Origin of the sequence: Nostoc sp. (genome assembly GCF_036917775.1) — a bacterium.
In the GTDB taxonomy this organism is placed as follows: Bacteria; Cyanobacteriota; Cyanobacteriia; order Cyanobacteriales; family Nostocaceae; genus Nostoc.
The window spans coordinates 146415-166501 of record NZ_JBALEQ010000113.1; the positions used below are offsets into that span (position 1 = coordinate 146415).

General features: G+C 40.9%; 20 protein-coding genes and 1 pseudogene. 10 read left to right on the forward strand and 11 right to left on the reverse strand.

Annotated features, from left to right (window positions below; genetic code table 11):
• The first annotated feature begins 133 nt into the window (after positions 1-133).
• A complete protein-coding gene (locus V7K69_RS23265; RefSeq protein WP_335038681.1) occupies positions 134-262 on the forward strand; it encodes a hypothetical protein in 129 nt (42 codons plus the stop codon).
• Positions 199-501 (forward strand): annotated as a pseudogene (locus V7K69_RS23270) (Uma2 family endonuclease); the annotation flags it as partial. The gene V7K69_RS23265 and the pseudogene V7K69_RS23270, both read left to right, overlap by 64 nt.
• A gap of 93 nt (positions 502-594) precedes the next feature.
• On the opposite strand, the gene V7K69_RS23275 reads toward V7K69_RS23270, so the two are convergent.
• The 7 genes from V7K69_RS23275 to V7K69_RS23305 all read right to left on the reverse strand — a co-directional run bounded on the left by V7K69_RS23275 (position 595) and on the right by V7K69_RS23305 (position 6866).
• A complete protein-coding gene (locus V7K69_RS23275; protein ID WP_335038683.1) occupies positions 595-1020 on the reverse strand; it encodes an HNH endonuclease in 426 nt (141 codons plus the stop codon).
• The gene (locus V7K69_RS23280; RefSeq protein ID WP_335038685.1) at positions 1020-1406 is read right to left on the reverse strand and encodes a hypothetical protein; all 387 of its coding nucleotides are present in this window, start codon (positions 1404-1406) and stop codon (positions 1020-1022) included. The genes V7K69_RS23275 and V7K69_RS23280 overlap by 1 nt, the downstream gene beginning before the upstream one ends.
• A 149-nt stretch (positions 1407-1555) precedes the next feature.
• A complete protein-coding gene (locus V7K69_RS23285) occupies positions 1556-3247 on the reverse strand; it encodes an AIPR family protein (RefSeq protein WP_335038687.1) in 1692 nt (563 codons plus the stop codon).
• Positions 3248-3397: 150 nt separating this feature from the next.
• A complete protein-coding gene (locus V7K69_RS23290) occupies positions 3398-3748 on the reverse strand; it encodes a DUF1257 domain-containing protein (protein ID WP_012407317.1) in 351 nt (116 codons plus the stop codon).
• A 142-nt stretch (positions 3749-3890) separates the two neighbouring features.
• Positions 3891-5402 (reverse strand): stress-responsive protein Ycf46, encoded by a 1512-nt coding sequence (gene ycf46, locus V7K69_RS23295; RefSeq protein WP_012407316.1) that lies wholly within the window; start codon positions 5400-5402, stop codon positions 3891-3893.
• 96 nt (positions 5403-5498) lie between these two features.
• Positions 5499-5852 (reverse strand): hypothetical protein, encoded by a 354-nt coding sequence (locus tag V7K69_RS23300; RefSeq protein ID WP_114084759.1) that lies wholly within the window; start codon positions 5850-5852, stop codon positions 5499-5501.
• A gap of 225 nt (positions 5853-6077) precedes the next feature.
• Positions 6078-6866, reverse strand: coding sequence for an FHA domain-containing protein (locus V7K69_RS23305; RefSeq protein ID WP_335038690.1), 789 nt, complete (start codon positions 6864-6866; stop codon positions 6078-6080).
• 174 nt (positions 6867-7040) lie between these two features.
• Here V7K69_RS23305 and V7K69_RS23310 point away from each other — a divergent pair, with 174 nt between their 5' ends.
• The 6 genes from V7K69_RS23310 to V7K69_RS23335 all read left to right on the forward strand — a co-directional run bounded on the left by V7K69_RS23310 (position 7041) and on the right by V7K69_RS23335 (position 14000).
• On the forward strand, positions 7041-7571 hold the full coding sequence (locus V7K69_RS23310) for a hypothetical protein (protein ID WP_335038692.1): 531 nt from the start codon (positions 7041-7043) through the stop codon (positions 7569-7571).
• 133 nt (positions 7572-7704) lie between these two features.
• Positions 7705-9279 carry a CPBP family glutamic-type intramembrane protease gene (locus V7K69_RS23315; protein WP_335038694.1) on the forward strand — a complete coding sequence of 525 codons (1575 nt, stop codon included), beginning with the start codon at positions 7705-7707 and terminating at the stop codon, positions 9277-9279.
• A gap of 604 nt (positions 9280-9883) precedes the next feature.
• A complete protein-coding gene (locus V7K69_RS23320; protein ID WP_114084755.1) occupies positions 9884-10159 on the forward strand; it encodes a TM2 domain-containing protein in 276 nt (91 codons plus the stop codon).
• Between the two features lie 223 nt (positions 10160-10382).
• Positions 10383-10562: a hypothetical protein gene (locus tag V7K69_RS23325; RefSeq protein ID WP_335038697.1), complete on the forward strand. Its 180-nt coding sequence runs from the start codon at positions 10383-10385 to the stop codon at positions 10560-10562.
• 135 nt (positions 10563-10697) lie between these two features.
• Complete coding sequence (locus V7K69_RS23330) at positions 10698-13199, forward strand: heavy metal translocating P-type ATPase (RefSeq protein WP_335038699.1); 2502 nt, start codon at positions 10698-10700, stop codon at positions 13197-13199.
• 303 nt (positions 13200-13502) lie between these two features.
• On the forward strand, positions 13503-14000 hold the full coding sequence (locus V7K69_RS23335) for an FHA domain-containing protein (protein WP_163928721.1): 498 nt from the start codon (positions 13503-13505) through the stop codon (positions 13998-14000).
• Positions 14001-14072: 72 nt separating this feature from the next.
• Here V7K69_RS23335 and V7K69_RS23340 read toward each other — a convergent pair whose 3' ends face one another.
• A complete protein-coding gene (locus tag V7K69_RS23340; protein ID WP_012407307.1) occupies positions 14073-14420 on the reverse strand; it encodes a hypothetical protein in 348 nt (115 codons plus the stop codon).
• Positions 14421-14576: 156 nt separating this feature from the next.
• Here V7K69_RS23340 and thyD point away from each other — a divergent pair, with 156 nt between their 5' ends.
• Positions 14577-15497 (forward strand): thylakoid membrane protein ThyD, encoded by a 921-nt coding sequence (thyD, locus tag V7K69_RS23345; protein WP_335038702.1) that lies wholly within the window; start codon positions 14577-14579, stop codon positions 15495-15497.
• A gap of 159 nt (positions 15498-15656) precedes the next feature.
• Here the strand turns inward: thyD and V7K69_RS23350 are convergent, their stop codons facing one another.
• The 3 genes from V7K69_RS23350 to V7K69_RS23360 form a co-directional block, all read right to left on the reverse strand.
• On the reverse strand, positions 15657-15905 hold the full coding sequence (locus V7K69_RS23350) for a hypothetical protein (protein ID WP_335038704.1): 249 nt from the start codon (positions 15903-15905) through the stop codon (positions 15657-15659).
• A 162-nt stretch (positions 15906-16067) separates the two neighbouring features.
• Complete coding sequence (locus tag V7K69_RS23355) at positions 16068-16490, reverse strand: tetratricopeptide repeat protein (protein WP_335038706.1); 423 nt, start codon at positions 16488-16490, stop codon at positions 16068-16070.
• Between the two features lie 131 nt (positions 16491-16621).
• The gene (locus V7K69_RS23360; protein WP_012407303.1) at positions 16622-16978 is read right to left on the reverse strand and encodes an iron-sulfur cluster assembly accessory protein; all 357 of its coding nucleotides are present in this window, start codon (positions 16976-16978) and stop codon (positions 16622-16624) included.
• 325 nt (positions 16979-17303) lie between these two features.
• On the opposite strand from V7K69_RS23360, the gene V7K69_RS23365 reads away from it, so the two are divergent.
• On the forward strand, positions 17304-18947 hold the full coding sequence (locus V7K69_RS23365) for a DUF6930 domain-containing protein (RefSeq protein ID WP_335038709.1): 1644 nt from the start codon (positions 17304-17306) through the stop codon (positions 18945-18947).
• Positions 18948-20087: the final 1140 nt, after the last annotated feature.

A 20087-nucleotide genomic window follows, 5' to 3' on the forward strand; every position in this document is an offset into this window, starting at 1 on the left:
TTATACCACTATCAAGTTAGTAAACAGACATCTCCAGAAATTAAGTATGCGTTATCCATAACCCTTGTAGAGACGTAGCAGTGCTTTCACAAAGAGATATCGTGAAGACAGGTAAAATTTCCAAAAAGCGATTATGACCACTAACTTACCTGTAGCCACAGAAATTATACCAATGGTCTTGCAATTGCAACCTGCGATCGCTGGGAAGCCATACCACCAGAACTGCGAAAAAAATTTGCACCGATTTGTCCTGAGTTTGTGATTGAATTGCATTCCCAGAGCGTAGTTTACCGCCGTAGGCATCGCTTGCAAATTTTGGAAGACAAGATGCAAGAGTATATTGATAATGGGACACAACTTGGTTGGTTAATTGATAGAAAGCAACGCCGAGTTTTTATTTATCGTCCTAATATTGCAGTTGAGGTATTAGATAACCCTAAAACCCTTGACGCTGAAACTTTACTACCTGGTTTTGTTTTGGATTTAAGTCAGGTTTGGTAGGAGGTAAGCTAGTTTTATAGTACTGAAATCAAAATTCTAGGAATCTATGGCGGCGAAAGACATATTTCATGATGCAGTAAAACGTGCTTTTGCTCAAATTTCAGTTGGTGGATGCCAGCCAGCAGACACCCAAGCTTGCCTGACAGTTACAGCATAAGGATTATTCAGTTGCAAAGCTAATACAGTTGCACGACCACAGGTAGTTAAACCTGTAATTTGAGTGCCATTGTTTGCCCAAGTGAAATGACGTGACCACTTTTGTTGACGAGGGTTGAAAAGTTTGACTTTACGGTTTGTTATTGGATCTTTGGCATGGGTCTGAATACCTTTGTAGGCATTGCATAACCTACAGGCAAGCCACAGATTCTCCTCATCGTCAGTACCGCCTGCTGCTTTGGGAATAATGTGTTCAATTTCTAAAATTCCCAAAACATACTTTTGGAGACTAAGGCAATAACCACACTGATGATTCGCCTGTATCCGTATCTGCGCCCGGACTTGTGCAGGAATCTGGCTCACTAGCTTAAGGGTTGAATCAACCCACGTTTGACAGCTTCGCTTAACGCAGTGGCTTTTCTTAAAAGTCCTTCTTGATATACCTGCATCAGGGTTTGTAACTCTGAGCGATCGCCTTCACTAAGAGTATCTGATTGTTGGCGATCGAGCAGTTCACTTAACCGGGCATCCTGTTCTGGTTCCATTTGCAGTTCAGTCAGCACCAGGACTTGTTCATCAGAAAGGACAGAGACAGGCTCAAGATCGCTAACATCCCCACTGACAGGCGGAATTGAAAGTTGAATAGTATCTACTAAAATGCTGACGACATCACGATTTGCCAATCGTGCAAAGCGTTCTGCACGTTGGTAAATATCATCTGGTAGGGTAATGATAATTTGGGTACTCATAGCTTTTGTAAATACTCCTCTCTATTCTCACTTGCCAATGGATAAAATGCGGTCACTGGGAGGCGATAACAGAGGAACTGCAAAAAAAGTTTATATACTAAGAAGTATTTCCAATAGTATCTAATTAAATCAGTGGAACTCAGATTGTTTCAAATATTGGGTGGAAAAATTTCTAAAACTTTTTCTTTTAATACTCTATACTTATCTAAATTTCTAAATACTTGGTAAATTATTTTACCTGGATACTCGGCATAAACAGCTTCTAGGGTTTTTTCAATAACTTTATCTATAATTAACGGCAATTCATCTTTAAAGTATTGCTCAAAGTTAGCCTGAGATAAAAATAAGTTATTTTCACCTATATATTGATATACCATGTGAAGAATGAATCTATTTCCAAAAATACAAGTTGCTCTGAAATCCTCGTTTATTGAACTCTTTTCGGAAAGTTTATTATCTACTACCCGACTTATTTTAATCATTTTCCAAATTTTGTCTACTGAAATTCTTGAATTAAAAATATCTGTATAAGGAGGTTTATTAACATCCTCCCATAACTTGCCGATTTTATCTTTCACTATATGTGCGTAACGTAAGTCTTTTAAACCGCAAGCTAGTGCTATAGTAGCTTCATCTAAAGTACAGTTTTGATCATCTGAGGAGTATTCGTGTTCATCTCTTTTATAATGGTAATTAATTCCTTCGTATGCAAATTCTTTTTGTAATTTATCATGTAAACTATCTAATGAAATAAAATCACGATTTTCAACTTTATTTTGAGTATTTGTAGATTTAGTAACCTTTAAAGCAAAGTCTGGAGGACAATTTTCTAACGAAATTAACTTTATAAAAACTTTTGCCTTCTTAACTTCTTCTGAATTTGTTTGATAAGCAGTTCCCATAGTTCCTACTGTTTGAGCGCCATTAATAATAGATATTCCTTCACAATAAAAATCTCCGACAGATTTATCAGAAGAACCACCCTTAGCAGTTTTTTGGATTTTAGTACATAAAACAGTAACTCCATTATTTAAATATAAAAATGTTTCTGGAGAATTTAAAAGAGTATCTTGAATACCATCATTTACATCTGTTAAACCAACAAAACTTCGGATATTTTTAGAAAATAAGTTTTCTTTATTTTCAATCCACAACTTTGCTAATTGTTCAGCATCAATTTGTCCATACCATGTTTTATATGGTTCTTCATTCAAACCCCAATTTGTTAATCTTAGTTCATGGTTAATAGACTTATTGAGGCTTTTTGATAAAGCACCGTGAGCTTCTGCTAAAGAAAATATTTCCAGAAAAAACAGTTCACCTGCTTTATTTTCTTGAGTTATAAATTCTGATAATAAATCCAAATTGTTTTCTCCTAGTTTTGAACCAGTATAAGAAAGACATATTTTTATTTTCACATCATAATTATTAAGATTTTTTTCTAATTCAACTTGCTTGTTTTTAATTTTTTGATTAAATTTGCTAAATTTAAACCCAATAACATATTTTACTCCTTGTATAAATTTCCCTACCTCTCCTGTGTCAGGTTCTCCTTTCCCTGACTCAATCCATTTCGATTGAACTAACCAAAGAGTATTTTTTGGTTCTTCATAATAAATTGCATCAATTCCATTATCCTTATAACCATCAACAATACTTTGTGCAGCTTCTTCTTCTGTAGCACAAGCAAGGCTTACTAAGCTGTAAGCAGCATAACTTCTTGATAAACAAGCTTTTTTTCTTTCTTCTTCAGTTTTTTTAACATAATCTGACATATCAATTAAGTTTACTAATTTTTCATTCAGTTTATTTTTAATATGTATTAATTGAAGTTGTGCCATTTTGTTATCCTTAAATTTTTCTAAAACGTGAATATGAGATTTTCATATAAAATCGGGGCTGAGAAATAAATCTCAGTCCCGATAAAAAAGCGGGCTAACCGCTATTTATATGGTTAACCCGTGCAGCTTTGGGAACGCGCAGAGAAATTGTTATTGCAATACCAACTTCACATTGGCGTTTTGCAGACCGCGCTGTTTTACTTCAGCCAAAGTTTTGTTAACGGCATACTTTTGGTTGATTGAGTTGATCAACTCGGTTTGGTTGTGCTTCTTAGCAACGCCCCACAGGTCAGCAATTAGGTCAAAAGAACCATCGCTGTTGCGAGACCAGCCGAGGTCATATTCGCCATCTAACATAGCAACGATGTCAGAACGGACGCGCTGACCGTTATAACCACGGACATCAGCTTCAGTCTTTACGCTGATACCGAGGTCGCGCAAAGAAGCTTTGAGGATTTCGGCATCGGTGATCTTGGTACGCAGGGTGCTAAAGTGAGACATTTGGGTTTCCTCCAATGAGAAGATTGAGAAAAACGACAACGGTTTGTTTCGGGCGAAGCCGCTCTTAGCAGGATGCGGCTTTTTCTTATAACTGCTAGCATTGGGAGCTAGCCTTTCCCCCTGGGATGGCAGAGGAAAGCTTTTAAAACTCCATTCGCTGATATTCAGCTACGGAGGATGCTGCGGGGCGTGCGCGCTGTCTGGCCCAATCTCTCAGAGCCGTTACTTGTTCTTGCATCGTTCGAGACAGCGGCAATGTTGCCTTCAGTGCAGCAATAATATCTAATTGGGTGAACTCCCGATCTTGGGCAAAAGCTTCATACATTGCCGCAACGATCGCTTGCTCAACTTCTGCCCCAGAGAATCCGTCAGACATCTTGGCTAGTTGCTCAAGATCGAATCTAGAGATGTCTTCACGGCGCTTGGTCAGATGAATATTAAAAATGTGTTGCCGTTCTTCCGGTGTTGGCAGATCGACAAAGAAAATTTCATCAAAGCGTCCTTTCCTCAAGAACTCGCCAGGTAAGCGTTCTACTCTGTTGGCAGTTGCCATGACGAACACTGGTGATTTCTTATCTTGCATCCATGTGAGGAAAGAGCCGAAGATTCTGCTTGAAGTTCCCCCATCGGAATCAGAAGAACCTCCGCTACCAGCAAAGGATTTATCCAATTCGTCGATAAACAAAATCGCTGGGGAAATAGATTCTGCTGTTTTCAGGGCGTTCCGCAAGTTTGCTTCACTTCGTCCCACCATTGAGCCGTCGTAAACTCGCCCCATATCTAACCGCAACAGTGGTAAACCCCACAGCCGGGAAGTCGTTTTGGCAATTAATGACTTACCGCAACCAGGAACTCCGAGAATTAACATCCCCTTTGGTTGAGGCAAACCATACTCTCTCGCTCTTTCTGTAAAAGCGTTAGAGCGTTGCTTGAGCCATCTTTTTAACTCTTCTAAGCCACCTACAGCATCAATGGTTTCATCTTCTTCAATGTATTCTAAGATCCCATTGCGCCGAATTAGTTGCTTTTTCTCAGATAAAACGATATCTACTTCATCTTCCGTCAAACGCCCTGTTGTTACCTGTGCCTTTCGGTAGACTTTTTCAGCCTCATCTTTAGTTAAACCTAAAGCTGCTCTCAGAAGCTTTTCTCTGGCTTCTGTTGTCAACCGCCGACCACGATTTTGGTCTACGTGCTGAGTTAGTACTTTATTTAACTCCGCCATATCTGGCAGTGTAAAATCGATAACAACAACTTCTTTTTCCAACTCTATAGGCACTTGTTGCATTGGAGACATCAAAATGATGTTCTTTTGCGTACCTTTAAAGCTAGCGATCGCATCACGTAACGATCTATTTGTTGCAGGCGCATCAATAAAGGGGTGTAAATCTTTAAGAATAAATATACTCGGTTCTTTCTGCCGGATTATCCACTCAATCGCCGCCTCTGGAGAAACGGTATTATGTTGGGTGACATTCCGGGGTTGACCATACTCCACAATCCCGTGGGTCACTGTCCAAACAAATACTCGGCGCTGGGGCTTCAACAACTGGGCGATTGTGGAAACTGCTTGCTCGGCCCGCTCTTCCTCGGAGGTCACAAGGTAGATTAAAGGGTATTGAGCTTGAATTAGGATATTGAGCTCTTCTTTCATACTTCGACCTACTTGAGACCTTATAGAGACAGTAGAGACATTGCTTCTGGTAAAGACAACCGAATCATGAATGAATAATCCATAATTCCTATCTATCTAGCAAGGAACTAACTCTTCCTCACCCTTGGGGTTGGTTTCATCTCCATCCATCTCATCAATGGAAAGATGCTCTTGACCGACTACTCCTGGTTGATTGCCCAAAGTAACCAGTTCCCCATCACGTAAGACTAGCGAGCTATCACAAGTTGGGCATGAATAAACTCTATGAGTCCGCCCAAAAGAAGAATCTTCTAATTCGTCAACTAATTCTTGATTAGATAGGTAAAAACCAAGGGCGCGTTCGGCAAGTTCTGACATTGGTTCGGAATCTACTGCTGAACGAATCTTCAGTTTTCTGTGCAACTCTGGCGATAAATACAAAGTGACCTTTTGCTTAGTTTGCGTTTGCATATAACTCTTTAACGGTCTTACCCGGGTATGTATATCAACTTATCGGTTCTTCTATTGGTTGTCAAGACAGCAAAACGTTTTGACGCTACTTTTGTTACATTTGTTTACATCAGAAGCTAAAATGCTGTTTATTAAGTGATAAATTCCTCACGACAAACCTCTTCGAAGTTAATCAGGGCTTAGGATTCAAATTCTGAACGCTAATTAATGATTGCCTAACTTGGCTTATTTTTTAACTATTTGGAGTGTTAGCGGATTAAAGTTAAACACCTTTCCGGTTGTAAACAACTGATATCCACAGGATATGCCAGCGAATGACACCAGCATAGAGAAAAGGGACACAGAGCCAATTACAACACCACTAGCGATGAATAGAGCAATTCCGATTCCAATCAAAACCCATCCTAGCTTCCGATTATCGCGCCCACCCAAATTTAGAGCTACTACACCTCCCATACACAGCAAAATTCCAGGTGTGCTGCGTAAGTAGACGCTCACATAAATACTTGTACTTAAAAATGTAATGCCTGCGAGGATTAGCCCCAAACCAATAAGCTTACTAGCAAAGATTACTTGTTCCTCTTTTTTACTGGTGGTAGGCGCTGTAATTTTTGTGGGCGCGGAATTTGGTGTAGGATTTTTTGCGGTAGATGCAGAGTGTTGTTGCACCCTAAACATAAAAGTTATTTTGTCTCCCTGCCCAAGGGAAACTCTATCTCCTGGATGCAGTGGACAAAAAACTTGAGGTTGAAGCTTCGCACCGTTAATGTAAGTACCATTAGAACTGCCCATATCAGTAATATGGTATTCGTCCCCATTTACCCAAATTTGTGCGTGGATGCGAGATGTCACATCCGAATCTGGTAAGCCAGAAATATCAATATCTGGAGGTTTTTGGTCGTTTGGCTTACCAATGGAAATTACAGAAAGATTTGGTGGAAATTGCAAAGATGTGTTGGTTTGGAAGTGAAAAAGCTCCAAAGTTAGCTTGGCTGTCTGAGATGCACTGTACATAAATTGTGTGATAAAGCACTCTTTATAAGCTTCTCTACTGAGGAGTCAAAAGAGAATGGTAAATATCCTGAAAGAATATTTAATTTTTAATGAGCGCTCTTTCAGTGCAAGGTATTAATCTGAGTTTTTGGTATTTCTATAAAATCAGTGACTTTGGCAAAATGTGTAATGTAAATGGCTACTGCGAATAAAATCTGTAGTTTGGGACGGAGAATTTATCGGTTTGCTGCCAGCGTTAGCGGGATTATTGCCCTGTTAATAATTATTTGGGGTTGTACTGCAAATGATTTTAACGCTGGAGCGATCGCCTGGAAAACTTATAGCAACTCCCGTTATGGCTTTGAATTTCCATATCCGAGTAACTGGACTTCTTCAGCAGGCCCAGCAAATGGTGATGGAATTGCCTTTATTTCGCCCCAAAACAAAACGGTGGAAATTCGAGGCTGGGCAAGTCAGCAGTTACTGAATTCGATTGTTACAGAGCAAGAGCCAGTGAAAAAGATCAAACCCAACTTTCAAACCGCCCAAGGAGTATCTGGGATGCTAGTTGTAGAAGTTGATCAAGGAGTAGGTTCTATGACACTGACACTAACTCAGGATCAAGTGAAATACTTTTGGCAGGGACGAAGCAAAAGCCAAGAATTTCAAGATTACTATCGTTTGTTTTATTACATTGCCCAGCAGTATCGAATTTCAAAGTCTTGAGTTAGGACTGGAGTTTCTTTAGCGATGCCAAACTTAAAACCTTTATATTGATGATATTTATCCACCTCTGACTTTTTCTTGCGATAATTCCCAAGGGGGACGCGCTCTCCACTGGTTAGTCAAAGGGGGATAGATGACATTCAAGCGGTTGGTTTTAATTTTTGTGCTAACGCCGATAGCAGTTCTGTTGGCAGTTTCGGCTTTATTTGGTAGTTGGCAAGAACCCCAGTTCCAAAGTCGCCTGGAACTGTACCAAACCAATATTGCTTTGCAGGCCCAAGGTTGGCAATCAGAAGATAGCGGTGATGATAATCTTCAAGGGATTCGGGAAGCGATACTTGGTGAGCAACCCCTAGAAAGCGCCACAAAACAATATCAGGAGGCACGTCAGTCAGTTCAAGCGAATTTGGACAAAGTTAACAATAAGCTTGCACAATTACGCTCCCAATCTGAAATAACTCCCATACCTCCTAAACCTCTACCTGAAGTTCCTCCGACTACTAAAACCTCTAAACAAGGAAAGCAACAGTTACAGCAGTCCCTAAAGCAATTACAAAAATTAGTGGCTGAATTAGACCTGCGCCTGGGAATTTTACAAGCACAGCAAGGACAGACGGATACAGCCCTGAAAACTTGGAGCGAATTACAACAACGCTCAGATGTCAATCCAGAGTTTGGAGAAACCGCAGCTGTATTGAGTGGACTGTGGAGCAATCCTCCCCGTCTGCTCCAAAATGCTCAAGAACGGATTCAGAAGAATTTAGAAGGTTGGTTTCGCTCTACTGCTTTGGTTCAGCTATACCAACTCCAACAACGACAAGATGCTTTATTAGCAGTAAAAGCTGCACAAAAAGAAACTGCTGCTCAAGCAGTGTTGAAATTAGCGGTTATTGGTACTATTCCTACCTTGGCGGCTTTAATTGGTCTAATATTGCTGATTTTATTATTTGCTCAACGCTTGTTGAAAGGAAAAGCCTCGTTACTAGCTCAAAATGCTGATATTCCTTGGTCAACGCCTTGGGATGGTGAAACGGTTTTGCAGGTTTTTATTGTCGGCTTTTTCTTTATGGGGCAGATTTTTGTGCCCTTGGTGATATCGGTGCTACCCATTCCGCGCCCTATTGTTGATGTGCGACTTCAGGCATTTTCGGTTTTGGTTAGTTACCTATTGGTAGCATTAGGTGCGCTGTTAGTGCTGTATTTCTCTCTCAAGCCATTTTTTCCGTTACCGGAATTTTGGTTCCGCTTCCGTTTTCAAAATAACTGGTTTCTGTGGGGACTGGGCGGCTATTGTACGGCTTTACCTATAGTTGTGATGGTATCTTTAATCAATCAACAGCTATGGCAAGGACAGGGTGGTAGTAACCCCCTACTGCAACTGGCCCTAGAAAGCCAAGATGGGGTAGCACTTGGTATATTTTTCTTTACAGCAGCGATCGCAGCTCCATTTTTTGAAGAAATTCTGTTTCGTGGCTTTTTGCTACCTTCTCTAACTCGTTACTTACCAGTGTGGGGATCGATTATAATCAGTAGTTTGTTATTTGCGATCGCTCACCTCAGCTTGTCGGAAATTCTTCCCCTGACAGCATTGGGGATCGTTTTAGGGGTAGTCTACACGCGATCGCGCAACCTCCTTGCTCCTATGCTATTACACAGCCTTTGGAATAGTGGTACATTATTAAGTCTGTTTGTTTTAGGTAGTAATTAGTACTTTTAACATACTGTTGCCAAAAATACAGATATCTGATTTTATCTGCTTATGTAAGAACAATTTACTGGTTATAATTGGTTACAAGCATAAATACTAGCTGAAAAGCCAATTCAGATAATGCTGTTAACATAGACAACAAAATATCTAGTTAAGCATTTATTCTTATCCGGGTGATTTTAGCCAATAACTGAATCTTGTCATTGGTGCAATGGCGTTTCACTACCAGTGGAAGCGATCACAAAAAAACCCGGAAATAATACTGATGGACTTGTAAAAAGTGGTATGGCAGTTTTTGATGATTATTGAGATTTATTCTTCTCAAGACCAAATGTCTTACTTAAAAATCTGCAAAACTTCTGCAACAGAGTTTGCAGTTATTCAATCCACCAAAATTTATTAAGGAGCGCCAGATTTTCAAGCTATGCCGCAAGACATTTTAGCGTCTCCTCTAGATTAGAAGCACGCTGATTGTAGTCATTTTGGGGCTTACTTGTACTGAAAAAATTAAAAATCTATTTATTAAGCAAGTAAATCTATTTGCTTTGATTACAATAAAGACTTTATTTTTATATCACTTACTTATCAAGGAGCAGCATTTAATATGTCAAATCTCAACCCCAGTCACCCTACCAAACAACTTCTAGCTGGTTACTGTGGTATTATCCTTGGAGGATTTGGGGTTCATAAATTTATTCTAGGATACGCTCCAGAAGGCTTTATCATGTTGGTGGTTTCTGTAGTAGCGGGTTCTTTTACCTACGGTATTGCCTTGTTAATTATGCAACTTGTAGGTTTAATCGAAGGCATGATCTATTTGAATAAGTCCCCTGAAGAATTTGTCAATACCTACTTTGTGAATAAGCAGGGCTGGTTTTAACTCCCTCCATCTAAAATTGTTTTTGCCATTTTAATTGAATGTACATTGGTGTTTGAATTATTTCCTTATTCTTTGTCATACGAAGGGAAATTAGTTTGGTGGGGTTTACTAGGATTCTCCTGTACACCCCCAATAGTTGTCGGTCAAGGGGGAAAGGGGAAAGGGAAAAGAAAAAACCTTTAACCTTTACCCTTTAACCTTTTCCCTTATAAATCCTACTGCTATGCTAACCATCAAACGTAAACAGTTGATCTGGATACTCTTCTTGTTGTTGGGCTTTGGCTATTTCAGCGCCATGTCTAATTTAGAAATTCACAATTTTTGGAAAAGCCTGATTATCCTTATGCCAATGCAGGTTGCAGCTATCATTTATGTGACTTATCTACGCTGGAGTCGTCAGTAAGCCTTAGCGAAGTACGATAAATTAAGAAATTTAATAGGGTTGACATACAGTCGTAGTTCCATATTTAGCCTACGCTCAAATTAGAGACGCTTTTATTCAGGCGTTGAATTTCTGTAGCGAATCTAAACACTTGCCATGCAACTTGTCCCAAAAACTAAGCTAGCCCCAGAACTTGACCCAATCTTAGAGAAAATTATTCTTGATGTTGGGGGTATGAAGTGTGCTGGGTGTGTGAACGCGGTAGAACGACAGCTAACCCAACATCCAGGAGTCAAGAGTGCCTGTGTGAACCTGGCCACAGAGGTAGCAGTTGTGGAGTCAGAAACTGGTGCGGTAGATGCAGATGCACTAGCAGAGAGATTAACATCTGTTGGATTTCCAACTCAACCCCGAAAAGCTAGGGGCACAGTCGCAGGTGAAATATCTACCTTACCAGATCCAGCAGAACGACAACGCCGAGAAATGCGGTCTTCTGTTAGGCAGTTGGCGATCGCTGCAATCTTATTATTATTGTCGGGAAGTGGGCATTTTGGTAATCTTGGTAGCTCAGTGCTGCCACTGTTAAATAACATCTGGTTTCACTGTGGATTGGCTTCAGTAGCGCTATTAATTCCCGGTCGCTCGATTTTAGTAGATGGCTGGCTAGGCTGGCGGCGAAATGCGCCTAACATGAACACCCTGATAGGATTGGGAACGCTGACAGCCTACATTGCTAGTTTAGTAGCACTGCTCTTTCCGCAAATGGGTTGGGAGTGCTTCTTTGACGAACCAGTGATGATGCTGGGCTTTATTTTGTTAGGAAGAACATTAGAGCAACAAGCTAGAGGTCGTGCTGCTGCTGCATTTAGGAAATTGCTAGCACTCCAGCCACAGGTAGCGCGATTGATTGCCAACCCAGAAAAAGGAGGAGTGGGATCTTCTAGTGTAGAGATTCCTGCCGAACAGGTGCGGGTTGGTGAATGGTTACAGGTGCTGCCAGGTGATAAAATCCCTGTCGATGGTGAAGTGGTGCTTGGTCAAACAACGGTCGATGAATCCATGTTGACTGGGGAAGCCGTGCCAGTAATTAAGCAACCGGGAGATTCGGTGACAGGGGGTACACTAAACCAGTCAGGAGTGATCGCTATTCAGACAACCCGGACTGGAAGTGATACAACTCTAGCTCAAATTGTTGCTTTAGTAGAAGCTGCCCAAACTCGGAAAGCCCCAGTACAAAAGTTAGCCGATACAGTAGCTGGTTACTTTACCTACGGGGTACTAACAGCATCTTTATTAACATTTATCTTTTGGTACTTTTTCGGCACTCATATTTGGACTGATATCACCATGTCTGGTGAGATGGAGATGATGAGCCACGCTACACATCAAGCTCCCCACTCCCCTTTATTAATTAGTTTAAAACTAGCGATCGCAGTTATGGTAGTCGCCTGTCCCTGTGCTTTAGGACTTGCTACCCCAACAGCTATTCTTGTTGGGACTGCTATGGGCGCAGAACGGGGTTTGTTAATCAAAGGCGGCGACGTTTTAGAAAAAGTACACCAGTTAGACACCATAGTTTTTGATAAAACTGGCACTCTGACCACAGGTAATCCCGTTGTTACCGATTGCTTGTTAATTTCAGAAATGGAAAGTGGGAATCCCTACTCTCTAATCCAACTAGCAACAGCCGTAGAAAGTGGTACTCACCACCCCCTAGCAAAAGCAATTCAGCAAGAAGCACTCAAGCAACAGGTATCGATTCCAGAAGCTGTGGACTTTCACACGGAACCAGGATTAGGAGTGTCTGCTGTAGTGGAGGAAACAGTTGTACTTTTGGGTAACTGGGATTGGTTGAGTTGGCACGGTATTGCAATTAGTGAAACTGCACAACAGTTAGCACAGGATTTGGCAACAGATGGTAAAACAGTCGTTTGCGTAGCAGTTGGGGGAACTCTAGCCGGACTAATTGCTGTCTCTGATACCCTTAGACCAGATGCCCAATCCACTGTAGACAAATTGCGTCAGATGGGATTACGGGTAATGTTGCTTAGTGGCGATCGCAAAGAAGCAGCTAACGCCATAGCAAAACAATTAGGATTAGATAGTGCTGATGTCATAGCAGGTGTTCCCCCAGCGAAAAAAGCAGCTGCAATACAAGCACTCCAGTTAGAAGGGACAAGGAGACAAGGGGGACAAGGAGACAAGGGGGCAAAGAAAACTCCTAACTCTCTACTCCCCATTCCCCACTCCTCACTCCTCACTCAGCACTCCTCACTCGGCACTCAGCACTCAGTTGTGGCAATGGTAGGAGATGGAATCAATGATGCTCCAGCTTTATCCCAAGCAGATGTCGGAATTGCTTTACACTCCGGGACAGATGTGGCAATGGAAACTGCTGAAATTGTCCTAATGCGCGATCGCTTAAACGATGTAGTCGAATCTATTCAGCTTAGTCGTGCCACCTTCAACAAAATCCGCCAAAATTTATTCTGGGCTTTTGCATATAATACATTTGGCATTCCTTTAGCAGCAGGTGTTTTGTTCCCTAGTCTGGGTTTTGTCCTTAACCCATCTGGTGCTGCTGCATTAATGGCTTTTAGCTCTGTTAGCGTCGTCACAAACTCAATATTATTAAGGCGATTAGCTCGTCACTCGTAGAATACTTTGTAGAACCTAAAATTTCCCATCTCAACTTAACAATTTTTAATTCGTAATTACTAATGACGTTCTCTACGAGACGCTGTGCGTAGCTTGCTTCTTGTAGAGAACGTCATTATGAATTCGTAATTATTTGTTCCACTGAGTTGATATTCAGGTTTTACGCAGATTACAAAGCCTGTTAAGACACCTACAAAAGTTATCATAGCTACTGGAGTAGAACGACCAAGTTCTACTCTTTCAAGGTATTATGCAGTTTTAAAGTTTATTTAAATCAGCACCACAGACTGACGGTGCCCGAAAATGGCAAAATACGATACGAAACAAATCTTGTTAAATCACAGTTCCACCGATTTGTCAATGGCAGCAGAAACTAATGAAAACCATCTCCTGATTATTGAAGACGATCAAGGTCGCAAAGAATTTTCTCTGGAGCAACCCGTCTACTCTATCGGTAGAGACCGCGAGTGTAATATCCGTTTGATGTCTCAGTTTGTCTCCCGCCGCCATGCCACATTAGTCAGATTGCCACGAGAGCATAATAGTCATAGCTACTATTACCGGATTGTAGATGGCGATGCCAAAGGTAAGGCTAGTTCCAATGGTTTGATGATTAATGGACGTAAGATACCAAACCACGATCTCAGAAATGAAGACGAGATCGTTTTTGGGCCTCAAGTCCGTGCCATTTATTACCTGTTAAAAAACACTCAGCGTTTGGGACAAACGGATTCGAGCGAGTACGACATTACACTAATAAACCCCGGTATGGCCGAGGATTTAGAGGATCTGGGAGATTGAATTATAACTACCAACCATAATTTGACAATCTCACGTCTTAAAGCCGTGGGATTGTCAATTCAATTACCAAAGCTATCCTGCAATACTTTCAATCAAATGCCAATGTCGGCTACTTTCAATAGCCTGCTTGATGAATTCAAACATTTGTCGGCAGTAATTATCTAGTTGGAGAGGTAGTTCTTCATTTTTAATCACAATACTCATCCGGGTTTCTGTTTCAGTAGATTTTGATTTATCAACCAGTACTTCTACTGTGATCAATTTAGGAAAAGGAACATTACCAGGAGTCTGACGAGCGATAATGTAATCGCCCGTGTGGTATTGAATATCCAACTGACAGTCCTGTAGAAGTTCTACAAGTAACGGCAACAGATGGTCACTAGCAACAGAAACAATAAACGAACAGGTATAGCGAGCCATAATAGCCCCACGCCTTGCAACACTCCGTCCATCCTATAATACCGAAGCATCTAAACGGAAAGTCATTTGCATCTGTTCTATCCACAAAGAAAGTGCTGTAGGCTGAAAGTTTGATCAAAAACTTTACAATAAGAGTTTGGCTGAGGTAAAAAATGAATGAAAGTAGCAATTACTGGAGCAACAGGATTTGTCGGAAGTCTTTTGGTACAACGACTCCACGGAAAAGGTCATAAAATAGTAGTATTAACTCGGAACACCACTTTTGCTCAAAAGGTTTTTCCATCTGAGGCTTTCCCCAATGTAGAAATTGTTGCCTATACACCAAATACATCTGGTTCTTGGCAAAGTGTCATAGCTAGTTGTGATGGCGTAGTTAATCTGGCAGGAGAACCAATTGGTGAAGGGCGCTGGACACCAGAACGCAAACAAGAAATCCTCAATAGCCGAAAATTAGGCACACAAAAAATAGTTGAAGCAATAGCCAACGCTAATCCTAAGCCAACTGTGTTAATTAATGCTTCGGCTATTGGCTACTACGGCACCAGTGAAACGGCAAACTTTGATGAAACAAGCCAATCTGGTAAAGATTTTCTCGCCCAGGTCTGCCAAGCCTGGGAAGCAGAGGCAACAAAGGTAAAAGATGCTGGTGTACGACTGGTAATCCTGCGTTTTGGGATTGTTCTGGGCAATGGTGGGGCTTTAGGTAAAATGATTCCGCCTTTCAAACTCTTCGCTGGTGGTCCCATTGGCAGTGGTCGGCAATGGTTCTCATGGATTCACGTAGACGATTTAGTTAACTTGATTTTGCAAGCTTTAACTAAACCGGAAATAGAAGGTATATACAATGCTACTGCGCCTAACCCAGTGCGAATGGCAGATTTAAGCCAAACTTTGGGGCAAGTGATGAATCGCCCTTCTTGGTTGCCAGTTCCGGCTTTTGCGATCGAAGCTCTTTTAGGAGACGGGGCTATAGTAGTTTTAGAAGGTCAGCAAGTGCTTCCTAAGCGCACTGTAGAAACAGGATTTGAGTACAAATATCCTAATTTACAGCCAGCACTAAGACAAATTCTTGCGTAGAGTCAAAGGGAATGGGGAATTTGGGAATTGAGAATGGGAAATTAGGAATGGGGAAGAGAATAACTTTAAACTGCCCACTTCTACTAATCTCAACACGGACTAAACGCACTGCTAACGCCCCGCAAGCAAACACTAATATCACTCCCAATTCCCAATCCCTTATTCTTGACTGGAGAGAAATTTTTTGGAAACCCAACTGATAATACCACTGAGAATTGCACCGCCCATGAGGATGCCGATCGCTGGGTTAAATAAGGGTTGCCAAAGTTGATGCCACAAATCTAAACCCAAATTTACTCCCACCGAATCACCGATCGCAGCGATCGCTAACCAGACAAAACCAAACAAAACCAAAAAAACATCTGCGACTAAAATTGTGTTTAGCCAATTTAACAATTTATCTTTCATGATTGAAATGGGGAGTGGGGAGTGGGGAGTGGGAGTGGGGAGTGGGGAATGATAAATAGGGAGTTGGTATTAGCAAGAAACAAGGTAGACAAAAGAGACTTATTCAAGAATTTTTCCTTGTCCCTCTTCCACTCCCTACTCCCTATTCCCCACTCCCTGTCCTTATTCTTCAAACAGCCAATTTTTAACTTTTTTCAAACTCTGCCAATCTGGTTTTCTACTTAAACCATCTTCAATACTGTTTTTTATTTCATCTTGCCATTCTTCATTGACAAAAATTAGCTGCTGTGCAATGTCAATATGTTCTCGTAAACCTTTTTGACCTGTTTCCAGCATTGCTAAAGCGATATTGACTCTAGCCTGTGGGTCTTGTGGATTTAACTTGACAGCCTTCTGTGCAGCTTTGTAAGCCAAGTTGGGCTTGTTATCGAGTAGATACAACCATGCCAAACAGATCCAAGCAGCACTCGTTTTAGGAGCGCGATCGCACACTTCTTTAAATACAGGGATTAAAGAATCTACTGCCTCTCCTGCTTTATAGCGTTCTAAACCTGTATCAAACAGGGATTCAACTGTTTGAGTCATAGTAAGTTTGTCAATAATCATTAGTTAATAGTCATTAGCCATGATTCAATAGTCATAGGCCAATAGTCAAGAGTTAAAAAACCTTGACTCTTGACTATTGGAAAACCTCGCACGTGATCGGCTCCTCTTGGCTAAACCCCAAATGACTTGCCACAACCGCAAGTTTGGTTGGCATTAGGGTTAGTAAATTGAAAGCCACCGCCAATCATGGCATCGCTGTAATCGAGCATTAAACCGTAGAGATATAAGAGACTCTTGCGATCGCTGACAATTTTGAAGCCATCATAGTCAAAAACTTCATCCTGCGGGGTGATCTTGCTAGTGTCTTCAAAGTCCATCATGTAAGACATCCCAGAACAGCCACCCTGACGGACTCCTACCCGTAAGCAGAAGTCTGTGCCTTGCTTGTCCCGGAGGGATTTTACCTGGTGCAATGCGGCTTCGCTCAACAGAATTCCGCGTTGTTGAGACTGAATTGCTTGTGTCATCTGCTTTTTTCACTCCTTAATTAGTCTAAGCTTTACCCAATATCGGCTTGTTAATGCCTCTGGGTTTCTCTTGATGTTTTTGTATTCATTCTAGCGGCTTAGATGCCGTTAGATGCCAAATTGTAAACACTCCGTTAAAAGCAGCCAAAGGTTTTTATTCTAGAATTGAGAGACTCAGTGTGTTTAGAGATTCGGTATTTTTGGAGTTCAAGCATGGCTTGTCTGAGAAGCAACTATCTTTCAGGTGCAGCCATAAAAACCTAATCCGAGGCTAGCTATCCCCCAAAGTTTACTTTCAAATTGCTTCTTTTGATTAACTTACTCTATGACAAGTTTTAATCGCTCTACCAGTCGTCGCTTGAAGAAATTAACTCAAATTCCTTCTGTATGGGAGGGCGATCGCCGTCCGTTGTCATCACCAAACCAGCACTCAGACTCTGAGGAAAAGGGAGAATGTATTCTTTGGGTAGATTACTCCCAAGGTGTTGTCCGAGGAATGGACGTGGTAGCTTCAGATGTTGGCCCAGAAGCAATAGTTCGTACCTTAATGCGAGCAATGGAGCATCCTCACAGTCCCGCAAGACCTGCTAGGCCCCAAAGAATTGTAGTCAAAGACCGTGAGATCCAATTTTACCTGCGGGGAGTGCTGCAAGATTTGGATATTGCTATTGACTACGCACCAGAACTGCCTTTAATTGACGAACTATTTCGCGGATTCGCTGACATTCTGGATAGTCAAACTCCTGACTTACCCCCACAGTATGCACAAATCTTGCGAGAGAAAGCATTTGCAATTTGGCAAGCAGCACCTTGGGAATTTTTGGAAGAACAGCAAATTTTGTCAATCGAGATTAATAAGTGGGATGTTGGCACACTCTACGCCTCAGTCATGGGAATGCTGGGAATGGAGTATGGGATTTTGTTTTATCGCTCAGAAGAGTCTTTAAAACAGTTTCGCACCGCAGTTTTACAAGATGAAGACTCAACAGAGCATCTAGAAGAAGCGTTTCTCAAGCAAGATTGCCTATTTCTTACTTTTGAGAGTGCTGATGAAGACGAAGATGAAGACGATGACGAAGAAAGTGATTTGGCGGATCTGCCATTATCAGAAATTGACCCCACTTTCGGTAATATCCACCCTTTAGAAGGACTGCGGTCTGTTTTGTATGACGAAGAAGCATTGGTAATCTTCGTTGCGATCGAAAGTCTAATCCGCTTTATTCGCGATCACCGCCGCCATTTGCATGAGGATATCTTCCCTACCCTCAGCCGTCGTTATCGCATATCTCTGCCGCAGTCGGAAGAATCAACTAAATCTGTGGCTGTGACAGTCTCTACCATGCCGCAGTTAGCAGCAGAATTAGAGGAAATGGCAGGTTTTGGTGACGATGATCAGGAAATTCACAACCTTGACTCCCCAAACTTCCAATCATTGCAAGATGACTTGATACCGGAAGACTCCTTTCTCAGCTTAGGCGTAGCGTCCTGGGAGATGTTGGATCACCTCCGTAAGGGGGTAATTTACCATAAGGCTGGTGAAATTAAACAAGTGGGTGACGGTTTGCCAGTGATTTTAATTCAAACTTCTCGCCCCAAGGCTAAAACTGTAATCGAAAGAATTGAAGCAGCAGGCGGGCTGAGAGCAATTTGCTTTAATCCAGGTGCCGATCCTTTCGATGGCGATCGCTACGATCTGGGTTTATTGCAAACTCAAAATGGTGAATTGTTCCTATTTGGTGAATTTTTAGATGAAGATCCTATTCATGTAGAAGCCCGAAAAAAATGGAATCAGAGGTGTAAAAATACTAAGGGCTACTGTGGCTTAATCATTGCTAAAGGACTAACAGGAGCTTCCCGTGGCAATCCTCAGTTACGAGACATGATGGCTTTGTTTGAAACGCGATCGCTTTCACCGAAAGATTTAGGTATTGGCACTCTCCAACTCATGCCCCAACTCAAATTGGAATAGTTGCATTCATAGCCGTGATCTGATATTCAGGATTACGGCTATAAGAAATTAAATTGATATATATTTAATTCGCATATTAACCAGATTCAGCGCTGAGAAGTTAGGGGCATTACTGAGTACTAAGTAACCTACAGAATACTTAGCTTTGATGCACCTATTACGGCGAGGTGGAAATTTATCTAACTTGGAAAAGAGGATTAATTTTTCTCCGAGTCTTGTTAATGGAGATGTTAGCTGCATTTCTACGAAGGTTTACTAGGAAATATCCCAGGATGGCAGCTAACTTTACCTAAATTTCATGAAGTATCTATATTTTCATGGTTTTTCAGTAATTTTATATGAATATTTATAAGTATAAACATATACAATTTGTTTTTTAGGTATTTACGAAGTTGGGTTTAGTCAAACTTAGCCGACGCACTTTAAATATCAGAATCTTTTTTTACAACTTTTTAAGCTTAGTAGGTTGTTCTGTATCAATATCATTAAGCAAAAGCTCATATTTATCTATTTTCCTTTGTAATTTTTTTATAAAGTCTAAAAATGAGTTGTTTTAGTACCTAAATAAAGTTTATTTAAAGCCCATAAATCATGGTTATAATGAATACACTCAGTCAGAATATTGAAGTGGAAAATTGCTTTTATGCTTAAATTTACTAATCAATAAACGTTTTAATGCAAGACTTTTTTCAGCAGTATTTTTTTCTTGGCTTACATACAAACTAAACAGTTTCAAGCAAGCTTTTTAGCAGATTAATTTGCTATAAACAATTTTCGTAACATCGAAATAGGCGAATACGAATAATTGAAATAATACTGACTATTAAACAAATTATATCGCTAGGAGGAAGAGAAAAAATCTCTAGAATTTCATCATATATTTCTGGCAACTTAGTGTAAAAACATGAAACAAAACTAAAATATTCTGATCAGCGACAGTCAAGTAACACCACGTTTATTCTTGGTTAATTTGCCTGAGTGAAATTACAGGTAATGCTGTTAAATTTTACCAAAAGATTTAGCTTTCTATACCCAGTGAGCCGAATCTTAGAGCCTTGTTTATGACGACAACATTAGCACGTTAAAGTAATCAGTTTAATTGTAGTAAGCCGAAAGTCTTAACCATTTAAGCTGCTCCTA

Excerpts from the sequence above, each read along its gene's own strand:
- V7K69_RS23265 (WP_335038681.1), top strand. The coding sequence starts at position 134 with ATGACCACTAACTTACCTGTAGCCACAGAAATTATACCAATGGTCTTG.
- V7K69_RS23280 (WP_335038685.1), bottom strand. The coding sequence starts at position 1,406 with ATGAGTACCCAAATTATCATTACCCTACCAGATGATATTTACCAACGT.
- V7K69_RS23285 (WP_335038687.1), bottom strand. The coding sequence starts at position 3,247 with ATGGCACAACTTCAATTAATACATATTAAAAATAAACTGAATGAAAAA.
- V7K69_RS23290 (WP_012407317.1), bottom strand. The coding sequence starts at position 3,748 with ATGTCTCACTTTAGCACCCTGCGTACCAAGATCACCGATGCCGAAATC.
- ycf46 (WP_012407316.1), bottom strand. The coding sequence starts at position 5,402 with ATGAAAGAAGAGCTCAATATCCTAATTCAAGCTCAATACCCTTTAATC.
- V7K69_RS23300 (WP_114084759.1), bottom strand. The coding sequence starts at position 5,852 with ATGCAAACGCAAACTAAGCAAAAGGTCACTTTGTATTTATCGCCAGAG.
- V7K69_RS23305 (WP_335038690.1), bottom strand. The coding sequence starts at position 6,866 with ATGTACAGTGCATCTCAGACAGCCAAGCTAACTTTGGAGCTTTTTCAC.
- V7K69_RS23310 (WP_335038692.1), top strand. The coding sequence starts at position 7,041 with ATGGCTACTGCGAATAAAATCTGTAGTTTGGGACGGAGAATTTATCGG.
- V7K69_RS23315 (WP_335038694.1), top strand. The coding sequence starts at position 7,705 with ATGACATTCAAGCGGTTGGTTTTAATTTTTGTGCTAACGCCGATAGCA.
- V7K69_RS23320 (WP_114084755.1), top strand. The coding sequence starts at position 9,884 with ATGTCAAATCTCAACCCCAGTCACCCTACCAAACAACTTCTAGCTGGT.
- V7K69_RS23325 (WP_335038697.1), top strand. The coding sequence starts at position 10,383 with ATGCTAACCATCAAACGTAAACAGTTGATCTGGATACTCTTCTTGTTG.
- V7K69_RS23330 (WP_335038699.1), top strand. The coding sequence starts at position 10,698 with ATGCAACTTGTCCCAAAAACTAAGCTAGCCCCAGAACTTGACCCAATC.
- V7K69_RS23335 (WP_163928721.1), top strand. The coding sequence starts at position 13,503 with ATGGCAAAATACGATACGAAACAAATCTTGTTAAATCACAGTTCCACC.
- V7K69_RS23340 (WP_012407307.1), bottom strand. The coding sequence starts at position 14,420 with ATGGCTCGCTATACCTGTTCGTTTATTGTTTCTGTTGCTAGTGACCAT.
- thyD (WP_335038702.1), top strand. The coding sequence starts at position 14,577 with ATGAAAGTAGCAATTACTGGAGCAACAGGATTTGTCGGAAGTCTTTTG.
- V7K69_RS23350 (WP_335038704.1), bottom strand. The coding sequence starts at position 15,905 with ATGAAAGATAAATTGTTAAATTGGCTAAACACAATTTTAGTCGCAGAT.
- V7K69_RS23355 (WP_335038706.1), bottom strand. The coding sequence starts at position 16,490 with ATGACTCAAACAGTTGAATCCCTGTTTGATACAGGTTTAGAACGCTAT.
- V7K69_RS23360 (WP_012407303.1), bottom strand. The coding sequence starts at position 16,978 with ATGACACAAGCAATTCAGTCTCAACAACGCGGAATTCTGTTGAGCGAA.
- V7K69_RS23365 (WP_335038709.1), top strand. The coding sequence starts at position 17,304 with ATGACAAGTTTTAATCGCTCTACCAGTCGTCGCTTGAAGAAATTAACT.